Below are 22,166 nucleotides of genomic sequence, written 5' to 3' on the forward strand. Positions count from 1 at the left end.
ACTATAGGGCTAAATAATCACATCTAAATCTTCCAGGTAAGCTTCAATTTCCTGGATTTCCATTTCTACCTGTTCTTGAATTTGGGCATCAACCTTGCCTCCCTTTAAAACTTGATTGAGGTGATTGATGTAGTTTTGCAAAGTAGATTTGGCTTTGTCTTGGTCTTCGTGGGTAATCCGCTCAACTTTGTCAGAAATTTCCTTAACTAGAGGCAAGTTGCTTTTGAAAGCTTTAAATGCTGATTTGCGATCGCCTCCCAATGGCAAAACTCCGCCCTCTAATTTTTTGGCTTGTTCTGTAGAAACGAAATATTTCTTACTCTGATTGACAATCAATTTATATTGATCGGGTGCTAGCGCTAAGGCAAACCAACGCAACGCCCCACCGTCGTCTTCTGGTGGAATTAAATTAGCTAAGTTTGTCCAATTGCGATGTAAGTGTTTGAAGACTTTATTCGGATCTAGGTAAGCTGACTCCAGTTCCCTCATTCCGTTGAAGGCAAATAAGGGAACACCGACTTCTACCCGAAACAGCATCACTTTATGGGGTTCGCCTGTCGGTACGAAAGAAGGATTATTATTTCCTTTAGGCAAGCGATTAGAAAGAGGTGGATCGCTAAAAATTGTGTTGTTGCTCTCTACTCCGTAGTAATAAAATTCTGTAATTAAGTGCTGCTGTTGAATGGGAATTTCCGATACTTCATACTGCCAGAGAGGAACTGCAAGCTTGCCAAGTTGTTGCAAATCTTGTCCCGCATCTTCGGGATTACTATCTGCTAAAACCTGCTCAACAGTCATGCTGGTGAGAGGATAGTAAGCTTCATTTACAAATTTCAGAATTTCGTTCTTGACATCTTCAGCTTTTTTCTCAGACCAATTGGTTAAAGTTTGAGACTGTTCTCGATGCCAACGGATAAAATCTTCACCAGTAACTTTGGGGCGTTTCGATTGGATATTGATGCGCTGAATGGTGTGAATAAAAGGGTTATCGTTACTTCCTTGACGGTTGACCTCGTGATAACTCTGTTCTAAATCTCGATAAACTTTATCTAAGTTGCTGTGTAGACGCTGACACTTTTCCTGGATTTGCTCTACCTTAGCCCGCAACATACCATATAGTTCAGCCGCTTTATCACACCGTTTCCAATGTAAATAAGTCTTCCACTTTTGGTCAGCCCGTTCTTTATATCTCTGACAAGCTGCTTGAATATTATTTTTATTTGTCCAAAAAGTTTCTGCAACTTCTTTAATCTTTTCTTCTTGTGGTTCTAATTTCAAAGCATTGAAACTGGATTGCGCCTCTTGCGATTTGCGCTGTACGCTCTGCTGTAATTCGTCTAATTTTTGGGAAAGTTTGTTCAAAAATTCCAAAACATAAGCTAGTCCATTGGGACGGTTAAGACCGCGTTCCCAGAAAGTTGCGATCGCAGCAGATGCAGTCTGCTCTAAGCGATAAAAACTCAATCCCAGTTCTTGAGCCGTCCGTTGCTCAAATTGATCTAACTGCCGTTTGTAGAGTTCTTTAATTGTCGGCAAAGCTGTACGATCCTGACGGATTTCGCCAATTCTAAATTCGGGTTTCATCTGTCCGCCGCGATCGCTTTCAGTCAACGCATTCAGGAGAGTAGTCGCTTCTGCTAACTTGCAATCTTCCAAAAACCGGGTGATGTCGCTTTCTAAATCGATTGTTGCGGTAGATGCCATCAACTCATTCTTCAGCAAGCTTTGAGCATCCTCTAATTTCATCCGCTCGTATTGCTGTACTGGTAGAGTCAGGGTAGCAAAGCCAAAACTACAATAATTTATATTGCGTCCTCGAACTTTTTCACCAGTTGCCAGATAAGCGCGAATATTATCAGCAACGTTAGCAGCGTCTAAACCGATTTGAGAACCAATCTGGATATACAAGCCATCTGCAACTAAATTTTGCAAATCGTCTGGACGGCCGACTACAGTTCCATTTTTGTTAACCCCGTCAATTAAAAATACAGCATCAAAGGGAGGGCGATCGGCTTTGATTTTTTTAATGCCATAATCAATTTCAATGCTATTAGATGGTGACAATCCCCAAAAATGCTCGATTTCCTTGAGAGCGCCATAGGCATTAGACTTTACCAAGTGAGTTTGGGGAATATTGGCAAACACTCTGGGTAAAACAAATACCCCTGTAATATTAGAAAAATTATTGATATGTTGCCGTGTTAAAAAAGCCGTATCTAAGAATGTGCCACTGCCCGTTCCACCAGCCAAACTGCCAACAATAAAAACTTCGACACCATCCCGACTGGAAACTTGAAAGTTATCGGAAAATGCTTGTTTACTAGTGCGAATTTCGCGGACAGTGTTGATGGCTTGAGCAATTAAAGCATCAATATCGCCTACTTTTGCAAATAAGGCGAGCCGTCCCCGTGCCCGAATCTGTCCTGCGCCACTGATCAAGCTGGCTGCGGAAATGTCCCTAGGCCACCATTCAGCGATATGGTCGTTACGTGTTAGCGGTAGGGGATTGGCGACAGAAATTGCATAAAGTTCATTAGGTTCTAAGACAACCTTAGTTCCATCAGGTGATTTTTCTCGTTCTTGGATATTTTCAGTAGTATCAATAGAAATAAAACGAATAACTTCTGGAACTGAGCCGTAAACATCTATAAATCGCTTTTTAAGTTTAAGTACGACTTCATAACCCGTTCCTCCTAGCCCGATAACAACGGTAGGACGAAAAACAACCGTGGGACGCACAACCGTGGGACTTAACATTCACTTTCCTGTGATATTATTCAAAAGTTTGTCTGCCCACTGCTTGTCTCAGAGGGGTCTTTGACGTTCAATCCAGTTAAATTGCAACTTAACATTGCCAATCTGGATGATGTCCTCGTTGAAGAGTTCATCTGTATTTATCTTTTTAGTATTGACAAAAATTACACCTTTCAAACACCGCAAATCTATATTCTTTTTGCCTAACCGCCAAACTGTGACTAACTCGGCATCAGAATTTGTTGCAGCGATAGCTGGTATCAAATCACTCAGGCATACTCTACCCTTTTGTAGGTGAGTGAGACTAATCTCTTCATCTTCCGATGATTGTGGCAGTGGTTCTAGGACTACCAACGCTCCTTCTAAGCGGTTGCGGTTGCGGAAATCTTCGGCTAATTCTAAGGGGGTTTTGCGTTGAATCAAACAAACTACTATCAGGGTAATTAACAACACCAATAGCAGTAAGAGCAACCAAATAACTATTTTTCGCCATAGTGGCATCAAAATATACAGATGAGCTTCCGCACTGACAGGATTAGTAATTGAGTTATCTGGGGTTAAGACTAAAGTGAAAGTGCGATCGCCTGCAAAACTACTATCAGTAATCTGTAACTGCACAGGAATTTTAGTTTCTCCTGGTTGTAAGGATATGGCTGCTGAAGGTTCTGCCATAGAAACGTCTTTGGAATTGCCTTGCAGTTGTAAGCTAGCTGTTCCAAATATATTGGTGCGAAGTACCAAAGTTTGGGTTTCAGTGGTTTTACCTGCTTCTATTGAGCCAAAATCTATCTTTGTAGGTTGTATTTGTAGTTGTGACTGAATGGTTACAGGTAGGTCAATTTTAATTGGTGCTATCGCTTGGTCTGCACTTTTCAACACCAAGCGCAAGCTACTAGCGCCCCCTTTTGCCTCCGGTGGTATCTGTAAACGCACGGGAATGGTTGTTGCTTGATTCGCAACTAAGTTGATGGTGCGATCGGGTGAAATTAAGCGAATACGACTTTGCTGAGGGTCTTCCAGTTGCAAACTTACCTTAGCATTGACATTACTGATAGCATTAATATTGAGTGGTTCAGTAGTCGCTCCCGGTAATAATGGCGATGAATTTGCATTGGGTAAATTAACATCAAGTTTGGGTTTAATAAGCGCTGGTCGGATATTTTGAGCTAGTTGGTTAAGCTGAACTCCTCCAGGATCTCGCAATACCTGTCCCTTCCCACAAAGCGCTGGATTACTAGCAAAATCATTCAGTTGCTTTTCGTGTTCTTTTAATCCTAAAGACACAAAAAATATGTAGGGCTTGCATTGTTGCTCGCGTAGAAATTGGGTATTACCAGGAATAGACACAGGATTAGGAATACCACGCACATCTTCTAATCCGTCCGTCAAAAATACTATACTAACAGTACGACCAAGAGCATCAGCACGTTTATTTAACAGAGCAGAATGTTGCAAAGCCTTTTGCACAGCCTTACCTGTATGAGTACGCACACCCTCAGCTTGAAGTGAACTAATTATTTGCTTGAGTTTACCTCTATCTGGATTACTGTTAATAGTGATATCATTGGCATTTAGAGTGACATCTCGATCGAAGCTATAGATAGTAACTGTGTCACCTAATCTAGCCGTGTTAACAAATTCAGTAATAGAATTTTTTACTGATTCAAAAATATTTTTTGTTCCACCTACACCACGCATAGAAGCAGAAGTATCTACTACTAAAATCCAGTCAATTCCTCCTTTCGGAGTAGTCTGAGCAGATGCACTATACAAGTTAGGAATTGATATTAGAGCTAAAACAATAATGCTTCGGATTGAACGAAATCTCAATAAATGCTTAAGGTATCTAAAGCTCATTGATAGATTCCTCCAGGCACATAAATTTTATATTCACTTTCCTCAAAATGGGAGCTTAAGAGTCGGAATTTAATCCTCTTGATGCTTGTAAATATTTTGTAGCATCCATATAGTTCTTTTCGCTGTAAACTTAGAATCCATAAACTGACAATTATAATTCGCTGTACTGATTTCATCTCATTACCTAAAAAATGTAGGCTCAAGCTGCTATTGTTATCCCAAAAGCAATATAAAAGGTTGATTAAATATGTGAATACGATATGTAATTTTAAAAATCAACTTTGATTTAATTATTTATAAAAAGCATTAAACTTAATATTTAATAAATAATTAAATACTGAATATTTTTTAGAGTTTTCTGGTTTAATAAAATTTGTAAACCAAATATATACAAATTTGGTACAAGTTGTTCAGCCAATTATTTTCCACCTAAATTAAAATTAATAATAGTTTTGCTCAGTATTTTGTCAAGTTATATGTTAACTATTCTTTTAAAGAATGTCACGTTTTTGAGAGATATTCAAGTGAACAAAAGCTAACTGTTGAACTCTTTATAGACTCAGTAAATATATACAAAACAGTTGAGATAATTGCCAATATAATTTTATATTTACGTTTAATTAGCCTTGACAATGACAAAGATAAATTGTTAATGCTTGTAGTTATAGCAGTTCTCGTACAAGTAAGGTAATTAATCACAGCACAGATGTACTAACCTTTGATGCGGGAATGCGAAGCGCATCTGCGTTTAAATTTTAACACTCAATTCGCTGCGATTTTAGGCAAAGCTGCACTAAGAATCATGAATAGCTAACGGTAACAACAAGCGACTGACTACCCGATTATCTGGTAACTGATAGAAATTCAACTCTCCTCCTAGTTCTTGCATGAGGTTTTGGCAGATCGCCAGATGTAAAGCTGGTGGTTGGTCGAGGTAGGAAGGAGCAAGCACATCTTTGGGTGTATTATTATGTAGTTCCGTGAGTAGCTGTGGTTCGATCGCACCGTTATATGTGATCGATAATTCCAGCGATGTCTGATGTTCAGCCGCTCCAGTTGTAGAAGAAGAATATTTTATATCTAAGGGTTTTGACGCATCTAAACGGCGGCACCAAATATCAATTCTGCTACCGATTTGAGAACGGTTACAGGCAGTAACCAATAATTCATGGATAACTAATTCAATTTTGACAATATCACCAGCGATCGCCATTGCAGATTGAGCGCTGGAGGGAGGAACGCCTCTAACTAATGAAGAATTCTTGGATGCTTCTTGCTCGTCAATTGGTTGTCCCAAACCATGTACGCCAATCCACAGCTTTTGTTGTTTGAGTAAATTTTCGATCCGTTCGAGCGATCGCTTCAGTAAACTGGCTATGGGCATAGTTTCCCAACTAATATGTAGCTGCCAGTTCTCAAGTTTTAGCATTCCACTCATGGAGTTGGCTGTATGATCTAACTGGCGTAGCAATAGCTGGTAGCGCATCTGAGTTAGTTCATTTGCAGGAATGCCCAAATCGTGTATTTGTTTCAGGGAATGGGCCGTTATTCTTTGAATTTCCTCTAGACGACGATGTTTGTACCAGTTGAGTTGTCGTAATTCTTCGGTTGTGGATTCTAAAAGTCGGGTAATTTGCTTTTCACGACGCCACCAAGCTAATTGAGAAATCAGAGTTGCTGTTGCACTAAGGTTTGGTTCTGACCAGCGACGCTCTTGATAGTCTACAAGCAACACGACACCAGTGGTTTCATAATCAGCGGTTGTACGTAATGCCATTACCATAATTTGACTTTTGTCTGGAACATTCAACCATTTCCGAGTTTCTGGAGGTAAATTATCCACCTTCAAAGTCAGATAATTCTCTGTAGCAAGTGCCCACTGAATTAAGGCTTCAGCTCGGATAGAAATAGATACATCAGAAAAAATCCCAAATTGGCTATTATCAATCACTCCAGGAATAATTTCTGCCCGACTTTCACCAGGTGCCCAAGATAGCATTAGCGCTAGGGGACAGCCCAAAATTGAGGCTATTTGTTCGAGTGCTGTAGGTTCTAAATGCTTTTTTTCCACCTCAATGCTGTTCTGGGATTGTGTCAGGATGCGTAAGCATTGCTCAAAAGCCTGGGAAGTTTTTTGCTGCTGGGTAGTGCGGTTATGTAACTGCCACTGACGAACAATTACACCAATCTGTTGACTGACAGCCCACAGCAATTCTTTTTCTAGAGTTGTCCAAGAACGATGGCTTTCATGAGTAATCACCAAAAGTGCTGCTGGTATATGCTCGTGAGTGCATTTACAAACAAGCAGCGATCGCACATTATTCTCTAATAACAAGGGTCGCCAGTTAAAAAAGCGTAAATCTTCATCTAAGTTCTCAATTTCCACTGCCTGTGTTGAACCTTGCAAAAGCTGCCCATCTAATTCTTTGAGAGTATGAAGAGTAAATGTCAACGGCCGACGATTTTGGGGCTGACTTTGGTAAGTAAATTGATAATTCTTCTGCTCGGCGTCGTACTGCAACAGCAAAAAGCGGGTAGCACCTAATCGAGCTAAAACTCTTTTAGCACAATTATGTAAAGTTACCTGAAGGTCATGTTCGCTATAGATACCTTGAGCAACTTGGCTGGTCAGTTGAGCATCCTCTTGAATCTGTTTGATAGTGCTTTCCATGCTTTCGGTAGGTGTAATTAGAGAGATTAAACCAGCAACACCTTGGACAAAATTTTTATCTGTGTCCGTCCAGATGCGAGGTTCATTGCTTTCCACCGCCAGAAAACCGACTAAGTTCTTTTGCCAGAAAATCGGAGCTGCCAGAAGCGATCGCACCTGCAAGCGTTGCAGCAATTTAGCCGTAAAATGGCTTTTTAAAGAACTGCGGGCATCACCAATGGAGACTATTTGGTTAACTGCCAAAGCATAATAAAAATCGCTTAAGTCCTGTACAGTCATTCCCGCTGCTTGCTGAGTGCTAGAATTGCGATCCATTTTGACCAGCTGATTGCTCATTCGACACCAAAAGTAGCGCCCTTCTCGCTCAAACCAGTAAACATTTGTCCGGCTGGGGGAGACAAATTTATGAGTTGCTTGCACTGCTGCTTCAAGTCTTTGATTCAGGTTACTGAGGCTGCGTAAATTTTCTAGCAATTCTAATAATGGCTCGTCAGTTCGCCTGGTTTGCTTTTGGTGCTTATGCATTTCATTTTGATAAAGCACTGCCCCTAGTTCACCTAAAACCATCATCAAACGTGCTTTTGTTTCTCCTGTCAGTAGGTAGCCCCAGCGTTCTGAACCCAGTAATACCAAGCCCAAGAAACGGTCTTTGTAGCGAATCGGTAAAATAATCGTTCCTTGGATGTGGAATTTTTCGGCAACTTTTCGCCATTCGGCGGCGCGGATTTCAGTTTGCAAATCAGCTACGCCTAAAGGATGCTGTTCAATTACTACTTGCTCTAATAAATCTCCAGGGCTGAGAACAACTCTTTGGCGTAAAAAGCTCATATCGCGATCGGGTGTGATGCCCCCTTTTCCGAATAATATGTGATTCAGGCGATCGTAAAGAGCAATCCAAATCAGTTTGTAGTCAAACTCTTCTTTGAGATAAGAAATAGTAGTTTCAATCAGAACGTCAACATCATCTTCTTCTCTGAGGCTCTGGAGGACGCGCCCTAAAGAGAGGATCTGTTGTTCGGCGGCTATAGGTTTTTGCGGCTGCCCCATCTGATTTATTGGTTAACATAACTTGTAATATATAAGATGCCCAGAAAAGCACCCTGAGTAATATTGCCACAGGTGTTTGCTAAAAGTTGTAGGTAACAGGTTCGTTAAATTTAGATTATGGAGTGCCAGGGAAATGGGCGAAACTACGTCTGATGCTCAAGAGCAACAGAGACAAGTCTCAGAGGAAAAGCGAGAGTCTGCTGAAGATACCAGGCTCTCACAAGAGAACGAGCGAGAGTCTGCTGAAAATAAAAGGCTCTCACAAGAGGAGCAGCGACAGTTTAGTGAAGAAATCAGAAATTCTGCCGAAGAAACCCGGCAGCTTGCTGAAGAAATCAGAAATTCTGCCGAAGAAACCCGGCTGTTTGCTGAACAAGTGCGGGTAGTCAAAGAAGAACTCCGAGAAGCTAAAGAGGAAGCACGGCAATCTAAAGACGAACTCCGTCAAGCTAAAGAAGAACTCCGACGAGCTAAAGAGGAAGCGCGGCAGTCTACCGAATTCGCGTAGTGTTAAGGATTGAAATGGACATTTATCAACTTGCTATTCGTCCGCTTTTGTTCAATGTAGTAAAAACTGATTCAGAGTGGTTACATCAGCAGACGATTCGCAGTTTTAGTTGGCTATCGCAAAGAAATATTAGCCCTCCTGCTAGTTGGGTAAACCAACGCCTAAAGCAGTCCTTATGTCTGTACGATTCCCGCCTAGAACAAAATTTGTTTGGGCTAAACTTTCCAAATCCTGTAGGGTTAGCAGCTGGGTTCGACAAGGATGGAGTAGCTGCTGGCATTTGGTCTAACCTGGGTTTCGGCTTTGCAGAACTAGGAACTGTAACTTTTCACGCACAGCCCGGAAATCCGCGTCCCCGTTTGTTTCGCCTCCCGTTGGATAAAGCTGCTCTCAATCGCATGGGCTTTAATAACAGTGGTGCAGTAGCAATGGCGGCACGATTAACACAAGAAAAACAGGAGTCAACCCACTTAATACCCATAGGAATAAATTTGGGCAAATCTAAGATAACTCCCCTAGAAGCAGCCGCACAGGATTATCTCGATAGTTTTCGTTTACTCAAGGATTTGGGAGACTATTTTGTTGTTAATGTCTCTTCTCCCAATACACCAGGGTTACGATCGCTCCAAGATGCTTCTATGCTCAGTGCCATCTTAGATTTATTACAACAAGAAAATACTACATATAAACCTATTTTTGTCAAGATAGCCCCAGATTTAGATTGGGTTGCGATCGCTGAGATCGTAACTCTTGCTAAAACCTACCAACTAGCGGGAATTATCGCCACTAACACAACCATCAGCCGTGATGGACTCAAAACCCAGGCGATTGACCCAAACAGGCAAATCACCCCAGGATGAAGCAGGCGGAATTAGCGGTAAACCATTGCGCGATCGCTCCACTGAGGTAATTCGTTTTATTTGGCAGCAAACTCAAGGACAAATCCCAATTATTGGTGTTGGCGGTATTTTTTCCCCAGAAGATGCTTGGGAAAAAATTACTGCTGGTGCTAGCTTGATTCAGGTTTATACAGGCTGGATTTACGAAGGGCCAATGATGGTACGCCGAATTCTAGCTGGTTTACTTGTCCTACTAGAACAAAGCGGATTAAATTCCATCAACGAAGCTGTGGGTTTACAAACAAAAATTCCAAAATTCTAATTTTGAATTTTGAATTTTGAATTTTGAATTGTTATCCTTCCTCCACTGGGAAAAACTCTTTAGTTTTTTCCGAGAATGACCAGGCAATACCATCAGGGTCTCTGCTGCGGCTCCATTCAGGAAACTCTGGATCGTTTCGCCGTTTATAAACCGTGCTGGAATAGACATTGAGCCGTTTAGCAAGTTCAGATTGGATCAGAGAGCCAAAAATTAACTGTTTTTCCAGCGATCGTTTAACTTCCTCATCTGTTGGCTGTGGAAGTGATTCGGTTTCTGGTTCTTCCTCCTGCGGGGTTGGTGGTGGTGCTAATAGCGATGGCTGCGCCAACGTCTGCGACGAACGCGCTGTTTTAGTAACTGGTTGAGCCGGAAGTTCTTTAACAGGCTCACTACTATCAAGAATATTGCCGAGAATGCTAGCAGTTATAAAGTAATAAGACTGCCCTGCATCTTCAGAGTTGACTATACTGGCACCAAATTCCGAGGCTTTACTATCCAAGTAGCGCTTTGCCGTTGTTCCAGGAAAATTGCCCCTGATTGCCAAGTCCATTGGCGTCAGTCTGCCCTGATTTTCACGAACCAATTGATGAAAAATTGGGTTAACTCGCACAGTCCACTGTTGCCATTGATATTCCTGCCAAAGCTTGAAGGCAATTACTAGCACAATTACCGCCAGTAAAATTCTCCAGGTAGTAACTAGGAAAATAATCAAAAACGAGATGGGCAAAAGTAGAACGAGAAAAGCCTTACCGTTACCTTCTATGGGTTTCTCACTCATGCCGATTTTTGCCAAGTGAATTTTGGGAAATAATATTATTATATTGGCAAAAATTGAGACACTTTTTTGTATCCTTTGGCAAAGTTGCGGCAAATTTTTCGGCAAAAGCTTTATTCAGTAAGTGTTATAGGCTTATTAACTTTTTGCTCATATAAGATTGGTCTGCGATGCCTACGGCGGTAAACTACGCGCAAAAGTTTTTACCAGAAAAAATAAGGGGGTTGAGATGTATGGCGATCGCAACACATCTCAGCTTTTCTTTCCAAAGCAATAATTCTAAATTGGCTTACCAGACCCTTGACAACAGATAATACATATACTACATTGATAATACAAGTAAACTTTCATGAGGGAGTTAGCTTTCAGCAGTAGCGAATAGCTCAAATGGCAGAGCGCCCACCTTGCCCGAAAGGGCCGACGTATCGAGGGTTATCGCATATAACTAAAACACCCCCGATCAAACTTCTGGAGGTGTAGGTAAAAATCCTACTTCGTTACAGCAAATTTAATGCTGAGTTTTGAATTTATATGTGGTGGGTAGCTCAGTGGATAGAGCGCCTAAATATCCTTATTCACCCCTTGCCTGAAAAGGCCGACGAATTGAGGGTTATCGCCTGCCAAGCGGGAGGGTCGCGGGTTCAAATCCCGCTCCACTACACCAATTAATTTTAGATTTTAAATTCAATCCAAAATCTAAAATCCAAAATCCAAAATTTTTATGTGGCGGGTAGCTCAGAGGTAGAGCGCTAAACATCCTTGTTCACCCCTTGCCTGCAAAGGCCGACGAATTAGGGTTATCGATTAGGGTTCGAGAGGTCGCAGGTTCGATTCCTGCTCCGCCACCTTTCATTTTTGCCCGCAAGGGCCGGGAGATGAAACGATGAATTATAATTTTTTCACTAAAAAGAAGGCAACTACACCCCAAAATCAACCTATCCCCGGACGAGAAGCAGAAATGGTTCAGGGACGTTCCGGCGGCTGGATGTTTGATGCTGGTATTTGGAAAATGCTGCGCCGTTGTTTATTGGTTGGCACAGCAAAAAGCACTTACTACGCTGGTAAACAGGAATTAACTGAAGATTTTGTGACAGTTGTAAGACTTGCTGTTGCCGAAAATCCTGGTCGTGTAGCAGAAGAAATTTTGTATGCTAGCGATGGACGCGCCATCAATAACAGTGCGCCTATATTGGCTTTAGTGTTGCTATCAATGGGTGAAGCACCAGAAGCAAAACAGGCGTTTGGTGAAATATTTCCACAAGTTGTCCGCACTGGTAGCCACTTCTACGAATGGCTGAACTACACCAAATCTCTGCGGGGATTTGGCAAAGTAGTGCGGGAAGCTGGTAAAACTTGGCTCTCAAGGGAAGATGTCAAGGGTTTAGCTTATCAACTGTTGAAATATCAACAGCGTCAAGGCTTCTCCCACCGGGATGCATTGCGGTTGTTTCATGTCAAACCGCCTACAGAAAATCACCGTCAACTATTTGAGTGGGTAGTTAGAGGCTGGGAAGAATTACCAGCAGATATCCCCTCAGAAGCGTTAGCGCAGATTTGGTGGTATGAGTGGCTGAAGCGGAATCCAACTCAAACCCATGAAGCTATTTCTCAAGGACGGTTAACCCACGAAATGGCTGCACCTGTGGGCAAAATGGATAAGCTTGCTTGGCAGCTGCTATTTCAGGAAATGCCAATAGGTGCAATGCTGCGTAACTTGGGTTCTTTGACTGAACTGGGTGTGTTACGAGCCGATGAAAGCGCCAACTTACTGCAAGTGGAAGCAGTTCTTAATCGCAGAGAACATCTGCGTAAAGGTCGCATCCATCCGATTGATGTTTTGAAAGCACTCAAAACATATCAATCTGGTGGAACATTAGGACGCAGTAAGAAAACTTGGAATCCAGTTCCTCGGATTGTAGACATATTAGAAAAGGCGGTTGAACTGTCTTTTGATGTTGTGCAACCCACAGGTAAAGTTTTCATGCACGCCGTAGACGTTTCTGGTTCTATGGGTAGCATGGTTGCAGATATGGGACTAACTTGCTGTGAAATTGCCACAACAATGGCACTAGTGACAGCAAAAGCAGAGAAAAACTATGTGATTCGCGGCTTTGCTACGGAATTCCGCGAATTAGATATCACTGCCAAAGATAGTTTTAGTTCTGCGGTTCGCAAAGCTAGCAATCAAAACTTCGGTGGAACGGATGCATCGGTAGCTTACGATTGGATGATTAAGAATAAGTTTAAAGCTGATGTAGTCTGCTTTTGGACTGACTCAGAAAGCTGGGCTGGGTATAAGCATCCAAGTCAAGCGCTGAAGGAGTACCGCAAAAAGGTGAATCCTAACGTCAAGGCGGTGTATGTCACCTTGACACCTTACCAAATTACTTTGGTAGATCCTGAAGATCCGCTGTCTTGGGATTTGGCAGGGTTTGACCCAGGTACACCTCGGATCGTTCAGATGCTAGCTACGGGTGAATTGTAAATATTGCTGAAGGGTAAAGGATGAAAAACTTTATCCTTCATACTTCATGGCGGGTTATCCTTGTTCGCAACTTGCCTTTCGGGGCCGAGGAATTTAGGGTTATCGGTTACGTCTCCACCATTGTGGGGATTAGCGGGTTCAATCCCCGCACCCGCCTTTGTTTTTGATTTTTACCTCACGCAAAAAAGAAAGCGATTTAATTTTTGATGATCGTTTTTCTATTTCAGCGATGGGTAAGAGTAGGGTGTCTGTAATCATCGTTGCTCAACTGCTTAAGATTTATTTTATAAACACTCTCTTAGAAGAAGTGGTAGATTAGCCGAAGCGATTCCAATATTTTATAGACAATCAACAATAGCACGCAATAATTAAAATACTGCTTCTAATCTACTTTTATTCAATATGACTCAATTATCAAAAACAAGCCGAAGTTGGGGATGGACAAAATCTAACGTCACGCCTGAAGAAACAAATCTCCGTCAAGCACAACGTCAGGAACTGGGTGCGCGGTGTCGTACTATTTTTGAGTCTCTTCGTCCCCAACTCATCGACAACCATTACAACTGGTTTATCGCTATAGATGCAGAAAGCGAAAAGGTTAGATATTATGCAGTTGGTTGTAAATAAACCAAAAGGGATTTTGACATTAGAAGTAGTGGAAGCAGATTAATAGTAATTCGTAGCTACTAACTCAATTATCAACCTTCTTCCTCCCAATCCTCAATTTGTAACCCATTCACGCGATTAAATTCACTCTTATTGTGGGTAACTAAGATTAAATTGGTATCTAATAAATAAATCACTCTAACGGCTCCCGCATTTCATATATTTATATGCTTTGGCTTAAAAGTGCGATCGCCTACACTTGACGGAAGCGATCGCAATTTTTAAAGGCACAATGCAAAAATTTGAGCGCTCATCAATTATTCAACTCCCGAATGATTAATTAAACAATTGTCCCAAGAAATTGATAATTGGTTTCCAAAAGATACCAGTTAATACATAAGGAGCATATTGCAAGAGAGATAAGCTCGGCTTAATTGAAGGCTTTAGCGGTAGACTTTCTAACAAAAAAGGCACTACACAGGTGAGTCCATAAGCAGTTGCTAAAGCAGTAGTGAATTTAGGAGTCTGACCTGGTATCGGACTACAATAAATACCCAATAGGATGCAATAAATCATCAAAAATTGCTCCCATAAAAACCATGATTGCGGCGACAAAAAATAAATTAACCTCGGAAAGCTTTTATCAATTTTTTGTCGCATTCCCAGCAATACTGCCCAAGTCGCTGCCCCAACAATGCCATCATTCTTCAATCCATAAATTCTTTGGAAGCGTTTCACTGCTCTTTCTGTCGCACTGTCAAAATAGCTAGTAGGTTCTTTTTTCAAAAAGCCTTCATCATAAAGGATAACTTGCAGTTCCTTGACCGCATTCCTTAATTCTGGGGACTTAATTTTTTGACTCCGAGAAAGTTTTGGATACAAAAGGCAAGCCCATGTTAGCGGCCCAACCACCCCATCTGCTAAAAGATTATTTCTTTTTTGAAATTCTTTTACAGCCTCGTCTGTCTCTAAGTCAAATTTACCAGTAATCTCTGCAAGTAAACCTTGAGTTTTTAATCGCTCTTGCAATTCATTGATTGATTCTTGGACAGACTTTGGTGTAAACTCACGGTAAAGTGTCGGAAGTTTATTAAAGACACAGACTTGTTTTTCTTCAGGAAAATAAAGTCGAGCTTGTTTTAGACCAACCAAGATACTTACAGTTTGAATTAGTTTATTCATTCAGTACTCCTTTGTTGTCAGAAGTGAAACCGATAATTCAGCCAGAGTTTTTGATTGGTTATCAGGATAGATTTTGCATTTGCACGCAGCCTGTTACCAACAATTATGAACTTAGTAATTAGCCTACTAAATTGACCCTAAATAACGTAATTAACAATGTTAAAAATTTGTTAGTTAAAAATTACTAATAGAAATACTGAAAGTTTTGTTAGTTAAAATGTTGCTAACCAACATTTAACAACAAAACTAATAGGGTGATATTTATGTCAGATCAGTCAGAGCGGGGGAATCTGTCTAAAGCTTGGTATCAAAAGGTTTTACAGGACTGGGATATAGATCGTTTGCTGACTGATTTAGAGTCTAAAATTCAACAGCGATACAGGCAAAACACTAAGAAAGACCTGTTACTTGGGTTGCTGTGTGGGTATAGCTTGACAAAGATAAGTAAGGACTTATGCAGGGAAAACGCTAGTGTAAGAGTGGGATTGAGCAATATCTATCGAGATATTGAAACTTTAACAGGAGAACCAGATAACAGCATCAGATCGAGCAACCTGATTTACATTCTAGAGAGACATGGATATCGCAGAGGTGTTGCTGCATCTAGTACCGAAAGCGCCTCTATTCCTCACAATCTGCCATCACCAACCTACACAGAATTTATTGGGCGCGAAGCAGATATGAAAAAGCTACTGGAAAGGCTTTTGCCGATGCATGGCGCTCATATGATTACAGTACATGGCATTGGTGGCGTAGGAAAAACAGCGCTGGTGTTAGCAGCTGCTTACCTGTGCTTAAAAGCTAGTAACGAAAACAATTCTGATGCACCTAAATTTGATGCGATTATTTTCACTTCGGCCAAACAACAAGAACTGATTCCCGATATGATTTTGCAGCGACAGCAAGGACAGCGTAACCTGCGCGAGATTTTTCGGGTGATTGCTAATGCCTTAAACGACTCTACAATTATTCAATCTCCTCCCAATGACCAATTCGATCGCGTACGCCAATGTCTTTCTAAACAGCGAACGCTTCTGATTGTGGACAATATGGAGACTATAGAGGACAGGGATGAGGTTATAGAATTTCTATACAATTTACCCATTTGCGTCAAAGTAGTGATTACTACCCGCGAACGAATTGCCCTGCTGCCAATCAGTCTGCGAAACTTGCCCTTGAATGATGGTTTGCTGTTGATTCAGCAACAAGCTGAAGAGAAAGGTATAAATATCCAAGATGAAGACTCTAGCTTGCTCTACGATCGCACTGGAGGAATCCCTCTCGCTATTGTCTACGCACTCGGTCAAGTTTCTAGTGGCTACCCTTTGAACTTTGTATTGGAGCAGTTAGCCTCCGCTACAGGCGATGTGGCTCGTTTTTGCTTTGAGCAATCGGTGCAAGGTACGAAGGGACAACCACCACACAAGTTACTCATGTCACTGGCGATTTTTCCTGACGCTCCCATCCAAGCTGCTGTGGCTGAAGTTGCTGGACTGACATCTGCTCCTGATTCTGTCAGTAATGGCTTGGTACGTTTGCAGCAACTTTCGTTAGTGAATTTTAACCCAGAAACTAAGCGATACGAGATGCTCTCTCTGACTCGTGAGTATGCCTTAGCACAATTAGCCGCTTACCCAGATTTTGAGAGGGAAGCACGGATGCGTTGGGTGAGATGGTATCTAAATTTTGCTTACAGTTACGGCGGAGAAGATTGGGAGAACTGGATACATTACGACAGGTTAAAGGAAGAGGAAGGAAATCTACGGGCAGTACTTTATTGGTGTAAAAACCAAGACCATTATGCAGAAGTTAGGGATTTATGGTTGCTCTTGAACCACTACGCCAATCTCTATGCTTATTGGGACGATCGCCTCGATTGGTTGCAATGGCTGATAGAACAATCAGAACGACGTGGTGAATGGTCATCTTTGGTGAAATTCATGATCCGCAAAACCTGGCTGCTAATTCGGGAGTGTTCGCCCCAAAGTCTCACACAAGCAGACGAAATATTGCAGCGGGCATGGGTTTTACGCGACCATGCAGATTCATGCGTTCAAGCTGACTTAGCCGAAAATATGGCTAGACTGCGAATCAGACAAAATAATTATCCAGATGCACGCCACTGGCTAATGATAGAAGAAAAATTAGCGATCGAGGCGAATCTAGACGAGCGACAGCATATCCGCTATTTTATTCCCGTGCTTTATCATCGGGCTGAAATCTTTTATTCAGAAGGGGAATATCTTTCAACCAAGAAGCTATTTCAAGATGTGATGAAAAGTGCAGAAAAAATTAATTGGCATCGGGTGATTAATTCTGCTCAAAATTGGCTTGCTGATATCGCCATCGAACAAGGCGATCGCGATGAAGCTCAAAAGCTATTAATTAAAGGCTTAACTGTCGCCGAAAGTAGCAATAATAAACGGCGTCTGGCTCGTTATCAACGTTCTCTAGCCCGCTGGGAGAAAAAGTGGGGAAGTGTCCAAAAAGCCTGCCAACTATCCATTCAAGCTATTAATGGTTTTGAACAATTGGGAATGACAAGGGATGCACAGGAGATGCAAACTTTATTTGATTGTCCATAATTATCTGCAAACAACGTATTTCTAGCTGTTTTCTAGCATGGCTGCTGTTCAAATTAGGCAATGGGTTACACCTTATCGCCAGCGATCGCACTTCTAATTTTTTTACTCAACAAGATGCTTTGTTTGTCAATAAAGTGTAATATAACTTAGTAAGTATTGGGCGATCGCTGTTCCTTTTCGATTTAAGACTATTAATAATGCGGCAATTTGCTAAATATTAGCTTGGTTTCATCCCAAATTGTCCACCCAAAGACAGTAGATGAAGTTTTGTGTGAATCACTATAAGGTATGAAATAGCTCTGCATTCCAAAAAGTGAAAAAGGAACAGATTTTTATGACATTTGATTACGATTTGTTTGTCATTGGTGCTGGGCCTGGGGGATTGGCAGCAGCTAAAAAAGCAGCTAGTTATGGTGTACGTGTCGCCATTGCTGAACAAGAAGCTATTGGTGGCACCTGTGTAAATCGCGGCTGCGTTCCCAAAAAGCTGATTGTCTACGCTGCTGACTTCGCCCTCAAAAATCAAATCGCACAAAGTTATGGGTGGAGTGACTGTCAAACATACTTTGACTGGACATTATTTATTAAGTCAGTACATCAGCATATTGACAGCGTTAACCAATCCTATTTTCAGCAATTGCAAAAAGCTGGAATTGAATTAATTTCTCAACATGCCACTTTCATCGATACCCATACTATCAATATTGATGGACGCAAAGTTACAGCCGACAAAATTTTAATTGCTGTGGGAGGACAACCCCTTAAGCCCAAAATCCCAGGTATAGAATACGCCATTACATCCCGCGAAATGTTCCAGTTACCCTATCTGCCAAAACGTTTAGCAATTATTGGCGGTGGCTACATTGGTGTGGAATTTTGCAGTATGATGCACGCTTTCGGTTGTGAGGTGACGGTGATTGAAAAAGACGAGATGATTTTATCGGGGTTTGACGATCGCATTTGCTCTGCTGTACAACAGGGGTTGATTAAACGCGGAATTAAGTTTTTCACCAATAGCAGTGTTCAAGAAATCAAATACTCAGAAGAGGGTTTGTTGTTAACTATTACTGGTGAGAGCCAAGAAATAATTACAGCAGATACCATCTTAGTTGCCACAGGTTACGCTCCAAATACCAAGAATCTGGGTTTGGAAAATGCCCATGTTGAACTTGGCGAACATGGTGCAATCAAAGTAGATGAATACAGTCGCACCAGCCAAGAAAACATTTTTGCTGTGGGTGACTGCACCAGCCGCGTGCAATTGACTCCAGTGGCTAAGGCAGAAGGTATTGTCTTTGCCGATACAGTTTTTGGGAACAAGGCGCAAAAACTAAATTATGATTATGTGCCCACTGCTGTTTTTTGCCGTCCAGAAGCGGCTAGTGTGGGGATGACGGAGGCGAAAGCACGAGAAAAATTTGGTGAATCTGTAGAATGCTACTGCACCGAGTTCCAACCACTGTTGTATCAAATGATCGAACAGGATGAGCCAACCACTATAAAGTTAGTGCTAAATAGTGATTCTGGGCAAGTTTTGGGCGCTCACATGGTAGGCGAACATGCAGCAGATATCATTCAAAGTTTAGGTGTGGCAATTCGCAAGGGCATTACCAAGGAAGATTTGGATGAAACAATAGGCATTCATCCCACGACAGGAGAAGAATTTCTGTCGTTAAATTAAAATCATGTGCAGGACTGAGTGAAAAAGCCACAAATAGAGAAGAGGGAAATCCTTCTTCTCACCTTCCTATTTTCGTGCCAGATTATTACTTTGACAACTCCAAAAATTAATACCAGTTCAATTAATGATTGCAACACATCCTTGGGTAAAGACGCGATTCATCGCGTCTCTACAATACGGTCTATTTGTCGCATTATTTTTTCAAATTGGTATAAATTATTCAAATTTTTGTATCCAATACAACTATCAGATTTGGCTTTGCCTACTTAAGAACAGCTTCCACAGTAGACTTCTTGCACAAGTGGGGAAAAGGGTAAGGGGAAAAGGGGAAAGCGGCTCATAAAAACCCTTTTCCCTTTAACATGCATCCCTTTCCCCCCTCTTGCAAAAATTACTTTTGCAAGAGGTCTAGTAATTGGAGATTTTTTTATTTGGAAGTTTCTTGTCCTTCTGAGTAAGATTTTGTGGGTATGTCTAAATCGTCTAAAGTATTCATTAATAAGTCATCTTGTGGAATATAGTCTCTCTGTTGGAAATTTACCAAATCGTCAAGAACTTTAAGAGCTTCAAGATCCTTAAGAGCTTCTGATGCAGACTGATATCGCTCTTTGAAGTCATTCAACACCATTTTACTGAGAATCTTAGCTAGGGAGTGGCTGACCTGAGTGTGTAGTTTACCACCGTAGGTATCGCTCCATTTGATTTCCCCATTTGCGTCTCTATTTAGTTCGCGGGGTGCTACACCAGTCAAGGCTTTAATTCCAACCATGCCAACTGCATAGATATCACTACTGTACTGTGGACGCCCAAAACATTGTTCGCTTGGTGCGTAACCCTGAGTACCAATACCAATGGTAAAAGGAGTAGACTCTTGACGATCGAGCTGTTTGATGCCGACTTCCTTAACGGCTCCAAAGTCAATCAACACCAGTTTTCCGTCTGAGTGTCGCCGGATGATATTACTGGGTTTAATATCCCGATGAATCACGTGGTTTTCATGGACAAATGTTAATGTTTGCAATAAGTCCTTAATAATTTTGATCGCGGCAATTTCTTCAATTGCTCTACCTGCTGGAAGTTCTTGATTTAAAGGATGACCAATTATCTGTTCTTGCACTAAATAAAATTCTTCATCTTCTTCAAAATAAGCCAAAAGTTGAGGAATTTGAGCGTGCCTTCCCAATTTTTCTAGTGTTTGTGCCTCTGAGTGAAATAAACGTCTGGCAAGTTGCAATCCTTCTGGTTTGGTGTTGGCTGGTTTTAATTGTTTGACAACACATCGCGGATTACCAGGACGTTGGGTATCTTCGGCAATGTAGGTTTCACTAAATCCACCGGAACCGAGAACTTTGACAATTTTGTAGCGTCTAGCTAAGACTTTCCCTGATAAGGCTAAATCTCGTTGCTGGATTAGGTGTTGGAAATCATCTTGTTGGCTGATAATTTCTTGGACAACGGGTGAAGTTTTATACTTCTGAAAAATGTCTACTAATTGGCGTTTTCTGATGCTTTCTCTGATGACTGAGGTTGCCAAATAGGAAATTCCAGTCATGGCGATCGCGATCGCTGGTACGCTAGTAGGAAAAATTAATTGACCATAGACAAATAACCCATAGCTAATTCCTACCCAAGCGCCAGACAGGGCGAGGCTATAGAAAAATCTATGGATGCTACGTTTGCGTCTGCTAATCATCAAGGCTGAACTGCCAACTAGCATTAGCACAAACAAACCCTGCAATGGTGGACTCTTAATTCCTGGGGCGATCGCTTTTCCTGTCATCAAAGTTGCGATCGCATTGGCGTGAATTTCCACGCCCGACATCGGTTCAGTGCTATTACTACCAGCAACTGGATAATAATCATTGTGTAACCGATCTGTTGCACCAATCAGCACGATCTTGTCTTTGAACACCTTTCCTTTCTGCAAATAGCTGTTCCAGTTTTGCGGGTCGAGTACGTGCCAAAAAGGTTTTTGTTCAAATGTACCCGCAGGCCCCCAAAAATAAATGCGATCGCCTTTTGGCCGGGGATAATTTACTTGTGCTGCCTTCAGCGCGGCTTCATCAAAAGAGAGTCGCTTTTTGGTAAATAAATTATCTTCACCTAATAATTTGGGATACTCACTTGCTAATCGATGAACTTTTCCATCTACTTCTAAAGGAAAATTAACTGAACCAATGGATACTGACTTTGTACGAAACATTTGTTGTGGGGTCTGTTAGTTGCGTAAAAGACCCTTGGTGCGTCTGAGAGTTTTCGTAAACTGCTGCTAAGGTAACTTTATTGCCATATTTTTGCAATACTGCCTGAAATTGGCGATCGTCTGCAACTCCATAGCTGCTCGCCGTATCAAAAACTACATCTACTGCTACAGCGCGGGCACCTGCTTCGATTAATTTTGTAATTACCTGGGAGTATGCAGCCCGTTTATAAGGATAAGATTTTAGTGTTTCTAAATAAGCATACTGTTTTGGATCTGTTTTATAGTACTGTTCGGGAACCGATATTGACTGGTCGTCTATTGCTAAAATTACGATGTCTTCTGGAGGCGCGATCGACCCACGCATTTGAAAAAAGCCAGAAAGCACCTGATTTTCCATCAATTGAACAGATTCCCCACCAGAAGCGCTCAATAGTGCGCCCCCAATTGCCCAAGTGCCTGCCAGTAGATGACCTAAGCGAACCATCCAGCGAGAGTGGCGAGCAGATGCTGTTGAAGTCACTTTTGTTGGTTTACTTGACAGTCTATTGGCAGTAGAGACATAGTTTTTAGTTAAGGTAGATGTAGGTTCTTCTGCCATATCGTGTTACTGATTGATTTTAGTCCAACACTTTTATTTATTCAGACCGCGTT

10 protein-coding genes, 2 tRNA genes and 2 pseudogenes are annotated in these 22,166 nt (G+C 41.6%); 8 read left to right on the top strand and 6 right to left on the bottom strand.

What is annotated here, in order from left to right; all coding sequences use genetic code 11:
* Positions 1 to 9 precede the first annotated feature (9 nt).
* From NSTCB13_RS11470 to NSTCB13_RS11480, 3 genes are all read right to left on the bottom strand, one after another.
* Entirely contained in the window at positions 10 to 2,757 is a 2,748-nt protein-coding gene (locus NSTCB13_RS11470; RefSeq protein WP_448272446.1) for a tubulin-like doman-containing protein, read from the bottom strand.
* Positions 2,758 to 2,805: 48 nt separating this feature from the next.
* Positions 2,806 to 4,611: a VWA domain-containing protein gene (locus tag NSTCB13_RS11475; protein ID WP_448272447.1), complete on the bottom strand. Its 1,806-nt coding sequence runs from the start codon at positions 4,609 to 4,611 to the stop codon at positions 2,806 to 2,808.
* A 793-nt stretch (positions 4,612 to 5,404) separates the two neighbouring features.
* Positions 5,405 to 8,329: a GAF domain-containing protein gene (locus NSTCB13_RS11480; protein WP_448272448.1), complete on the bottom strand. Its 2,925-nt coding sequence runs from the start codon at positions 8,327 to 8,329 to the stop codon at positions 5,405 to 5,407.
* Positions 8,330 to 8,462: 133 nt separating this feature from the next.
* Here NSTCB13_RS11480 and NSTCB13_RS11485 point away from each other — a divergent pair, with 133 nt between their 5' ends.
* Together NSTCB13_RS11485 and NSTCB13_RS11490 are read left to right on the top strand one after the other, a co-directional pair.
* Complete coding sequence (locus tag NSTCB13_RS11485) at positions 8,463 to 8,837, top strand: hypothetical protein (protein ID WP_445629659.1); 375 nt, start codon at positions 8,463 to 8,465, stop codon at positions 8,835 to 8,837.
* A 14-nt stretch (positions 8,838 to 8,851) separates the two neighbouring features.
* Positions 8,852 to 9,998 (top strand): annotated as a pseudogene (locus NSTCB13_RS11490) (quinone-dependent dihydroorotate dehydrogenase).
* 31 nt (positions 9,999 to 10,029) lie between these two features.
* Here NSTCB13_RS11490 and NSTCB13_RS11495 read toward each other — a convergent pair.
* Positions 10,030 to 10,776, bottom strand: a complete 747-nt coding sequence (locus NSTCB13_RS11495; RefSeq protein WP_448272449.1) for a hypothetical protein — start codon at positions 10,774 to 10,776, stop codon at positions 10,030 to 10,032.
* Positions 10,777 to 11,306: 530 nt separating this feature from the next.
* On the opposite strand from NSTCB13_RS11495, the gene NSTCB13_RS11500 reads away from it, so the two are divergent.
* From NSTCB13_RS11500 to NSTCB13_RS11515, 4 genes are all read left to right on the top strand, one after another.
* Positions 11,307 to 11,437 (top strand) — tRNA-OTHER (locus NSTCB13_RS11500).
* A gap of 60 nt (positions 11,438 to 11,497) precedes the next feature.
* Positions 11,498 to 11,619, top strand: a tRNA-OTHER gene (locus NSTCB13_RS11505).
* Between the two features lie 37 nt (positions 11,620 to 11,656).
* Positions 11,657 to 13,258, top strand: a complete 1,602-nt coding sequence (locus NSTCB13_RS11510) for a TROVE domain-containing protein (protein ID WP_448272450.1) — start codon at positions 11,657 to 11,659, stop codon at positions 13,256 to 13,258.
* 402 nt (positions 13,259 to 13,660) lie between these two features.
* A complete protein-coding gene (locus NSTCB13_RS11515; RefSeq protein ID WP_445629663.1) occupies positions 13,661 to 13,885 on the top strand; it encodes a hypothetical protein in 225 nt (74 codons plus the stop codon).
* A 315-nt stretch (positions 13,886 to 14,200) separates the two neighbouring features.
* Here NSTCB13_RS11515 and NSTCB13_RS11520 read toward each other — a convergent pair whose 3' ends face one another.
* Positions 14,201 to 15,046, bottom strand: coding sequence for a peptidoglycan-binding domain-containing protein (locus NSTCB13_RS11520; protein WP_448272451.1), 846 nt, complete (start codon positions 15,044 to 15,046; stop codon positions 14,201 to 14,203).
* 263 nt (positions 15,047 to 15,309) lie between these two features.
* On the opposite strand from NSTCB13_RS11520, the gene NSTCB13_RS11525 reads away from it, so the two are divergent.
* Positions 15,310 to 17,631 carry an NB-ARC domain-containing protein gene (locus NSTCB13_RS11525; protein WP_448272452.1) on the top strand — a complete coding sequence of 774 codons (2,322 nt, stop codon included), beginning with the start codon at positions 15,310 to 15,312 and terminating at the stop codon, positions 17,629 to 17,631.
* A 334-nt stretch (positions 17,632 to 17,965) separates the two neighbouring features.
* The gene (gene gorA / locus NSTCB13_RS11530; protein WP_448272453.1) at positions 17,966 to 19,312 is read left to right on the top strand and encodes a glutathione-disulfide reductase; all 1,347 of its coding nucleotides are present in this window, start codon (positions 17,966 to 17,968) and stop codon (positions 19,310 to 19,312) included.
* A 427-nt stretch (positions 19,313 to 19,739) separates the two neighbouring features.
* On the opposite strand, the pseudogene NSTCB13_RS11535 reads toward gorA, so the two are convergent.
* Positions 19,740 to 22,113: pseudogene (locus tag NSTCB13_RS11535) on the bottom strand (CHASE2 domain-containing protein).
* Positions 22,114 to 22,166 lie beyond the last annotated feature (53 nt).

It is taken from the genome of Nostoc sp. DSM 114160, assembly GCF_053470305.1.

What these genes read in the sequence shown, in the direction of transcription:
- NSTCB13_RS11470 (WP_448272446.1), bottom strand. Translation starts at nt 2,757, where the DNA reads ATGTTAAGTCCCACGGTTGTGCGTCCCACGGTTGTTTTTCGTCCTACC.
- NSTCB13_RS11475 (WP_448272447.1), bottom strand. Translation starts at nt 4,611, where the DNA reads ATGAGCTTTAGATACCTTAAGCATTTATTGAGATTTCGTTCAATCCGA.
- NSTCB13_RS11480 (WP_448272448.1), bottom strand. Translation starts at nt 8,329, where the DNA reads ATGGGGCAGCCGCAAAAACCTATAGCCGCCGAACAACAGATCCTCTCT.
- NSTCB13_RS11485 (WP_445629659.1), top strand. Translation starts at nt 8,463, where the DNA reads ATGGGCGAAACTACGTCTGATGCTCAAGAGCAACAGAGACAAGTCTCA.
- NSTCB13_RS11495 (WP_448272449.1), bottom strand. Translation starts at nt 10,776, where the DNA reads ATGAGTGAGAAACCCATAGAAGGTAACGGTAAGGCTTTTCTCGTTCTA.
- NSTCB13_RS11510 (WP_448272450.1), top strand. Translation starts at nt 11,657, where the DNA reads ATGAATTATAATTTTTTCACTAAAAAGAAGGCAACTACACCCCAAAAT.
- NSTCB13_RS11515 (WP_445629663.1), top strand. Translation starts at nt 13,661, where the DNA reads ATGACTCAATTATCAAAAACAAGCCGAAGTTGGGGATGGACAAAATCT.
- NSTCB13_RS11520 (WP_448272451.1), bottom strand. Translation starts at nt 15,046, where the DNA reads ATGAATAAACTAATTCAAACTGTAAGTATCTTGGTTGGTCTAAAACAA.
- NSTCB13_RS11525 (WP_448272452.1), top strand. Translation starts at nt 15,310, where the DNA reads ATGTCAGATCAGTCAGAGCGGGGGAATCTGTCTAAAGCTTGGTATCAA.
- gorA (WP_448272453.1), top strand. Translation starts at nt 17,966, where the DNA reads ATGACATTTGATTACGATTTGTTTGTCATTGGTGCTGGGCCTGGGGGA.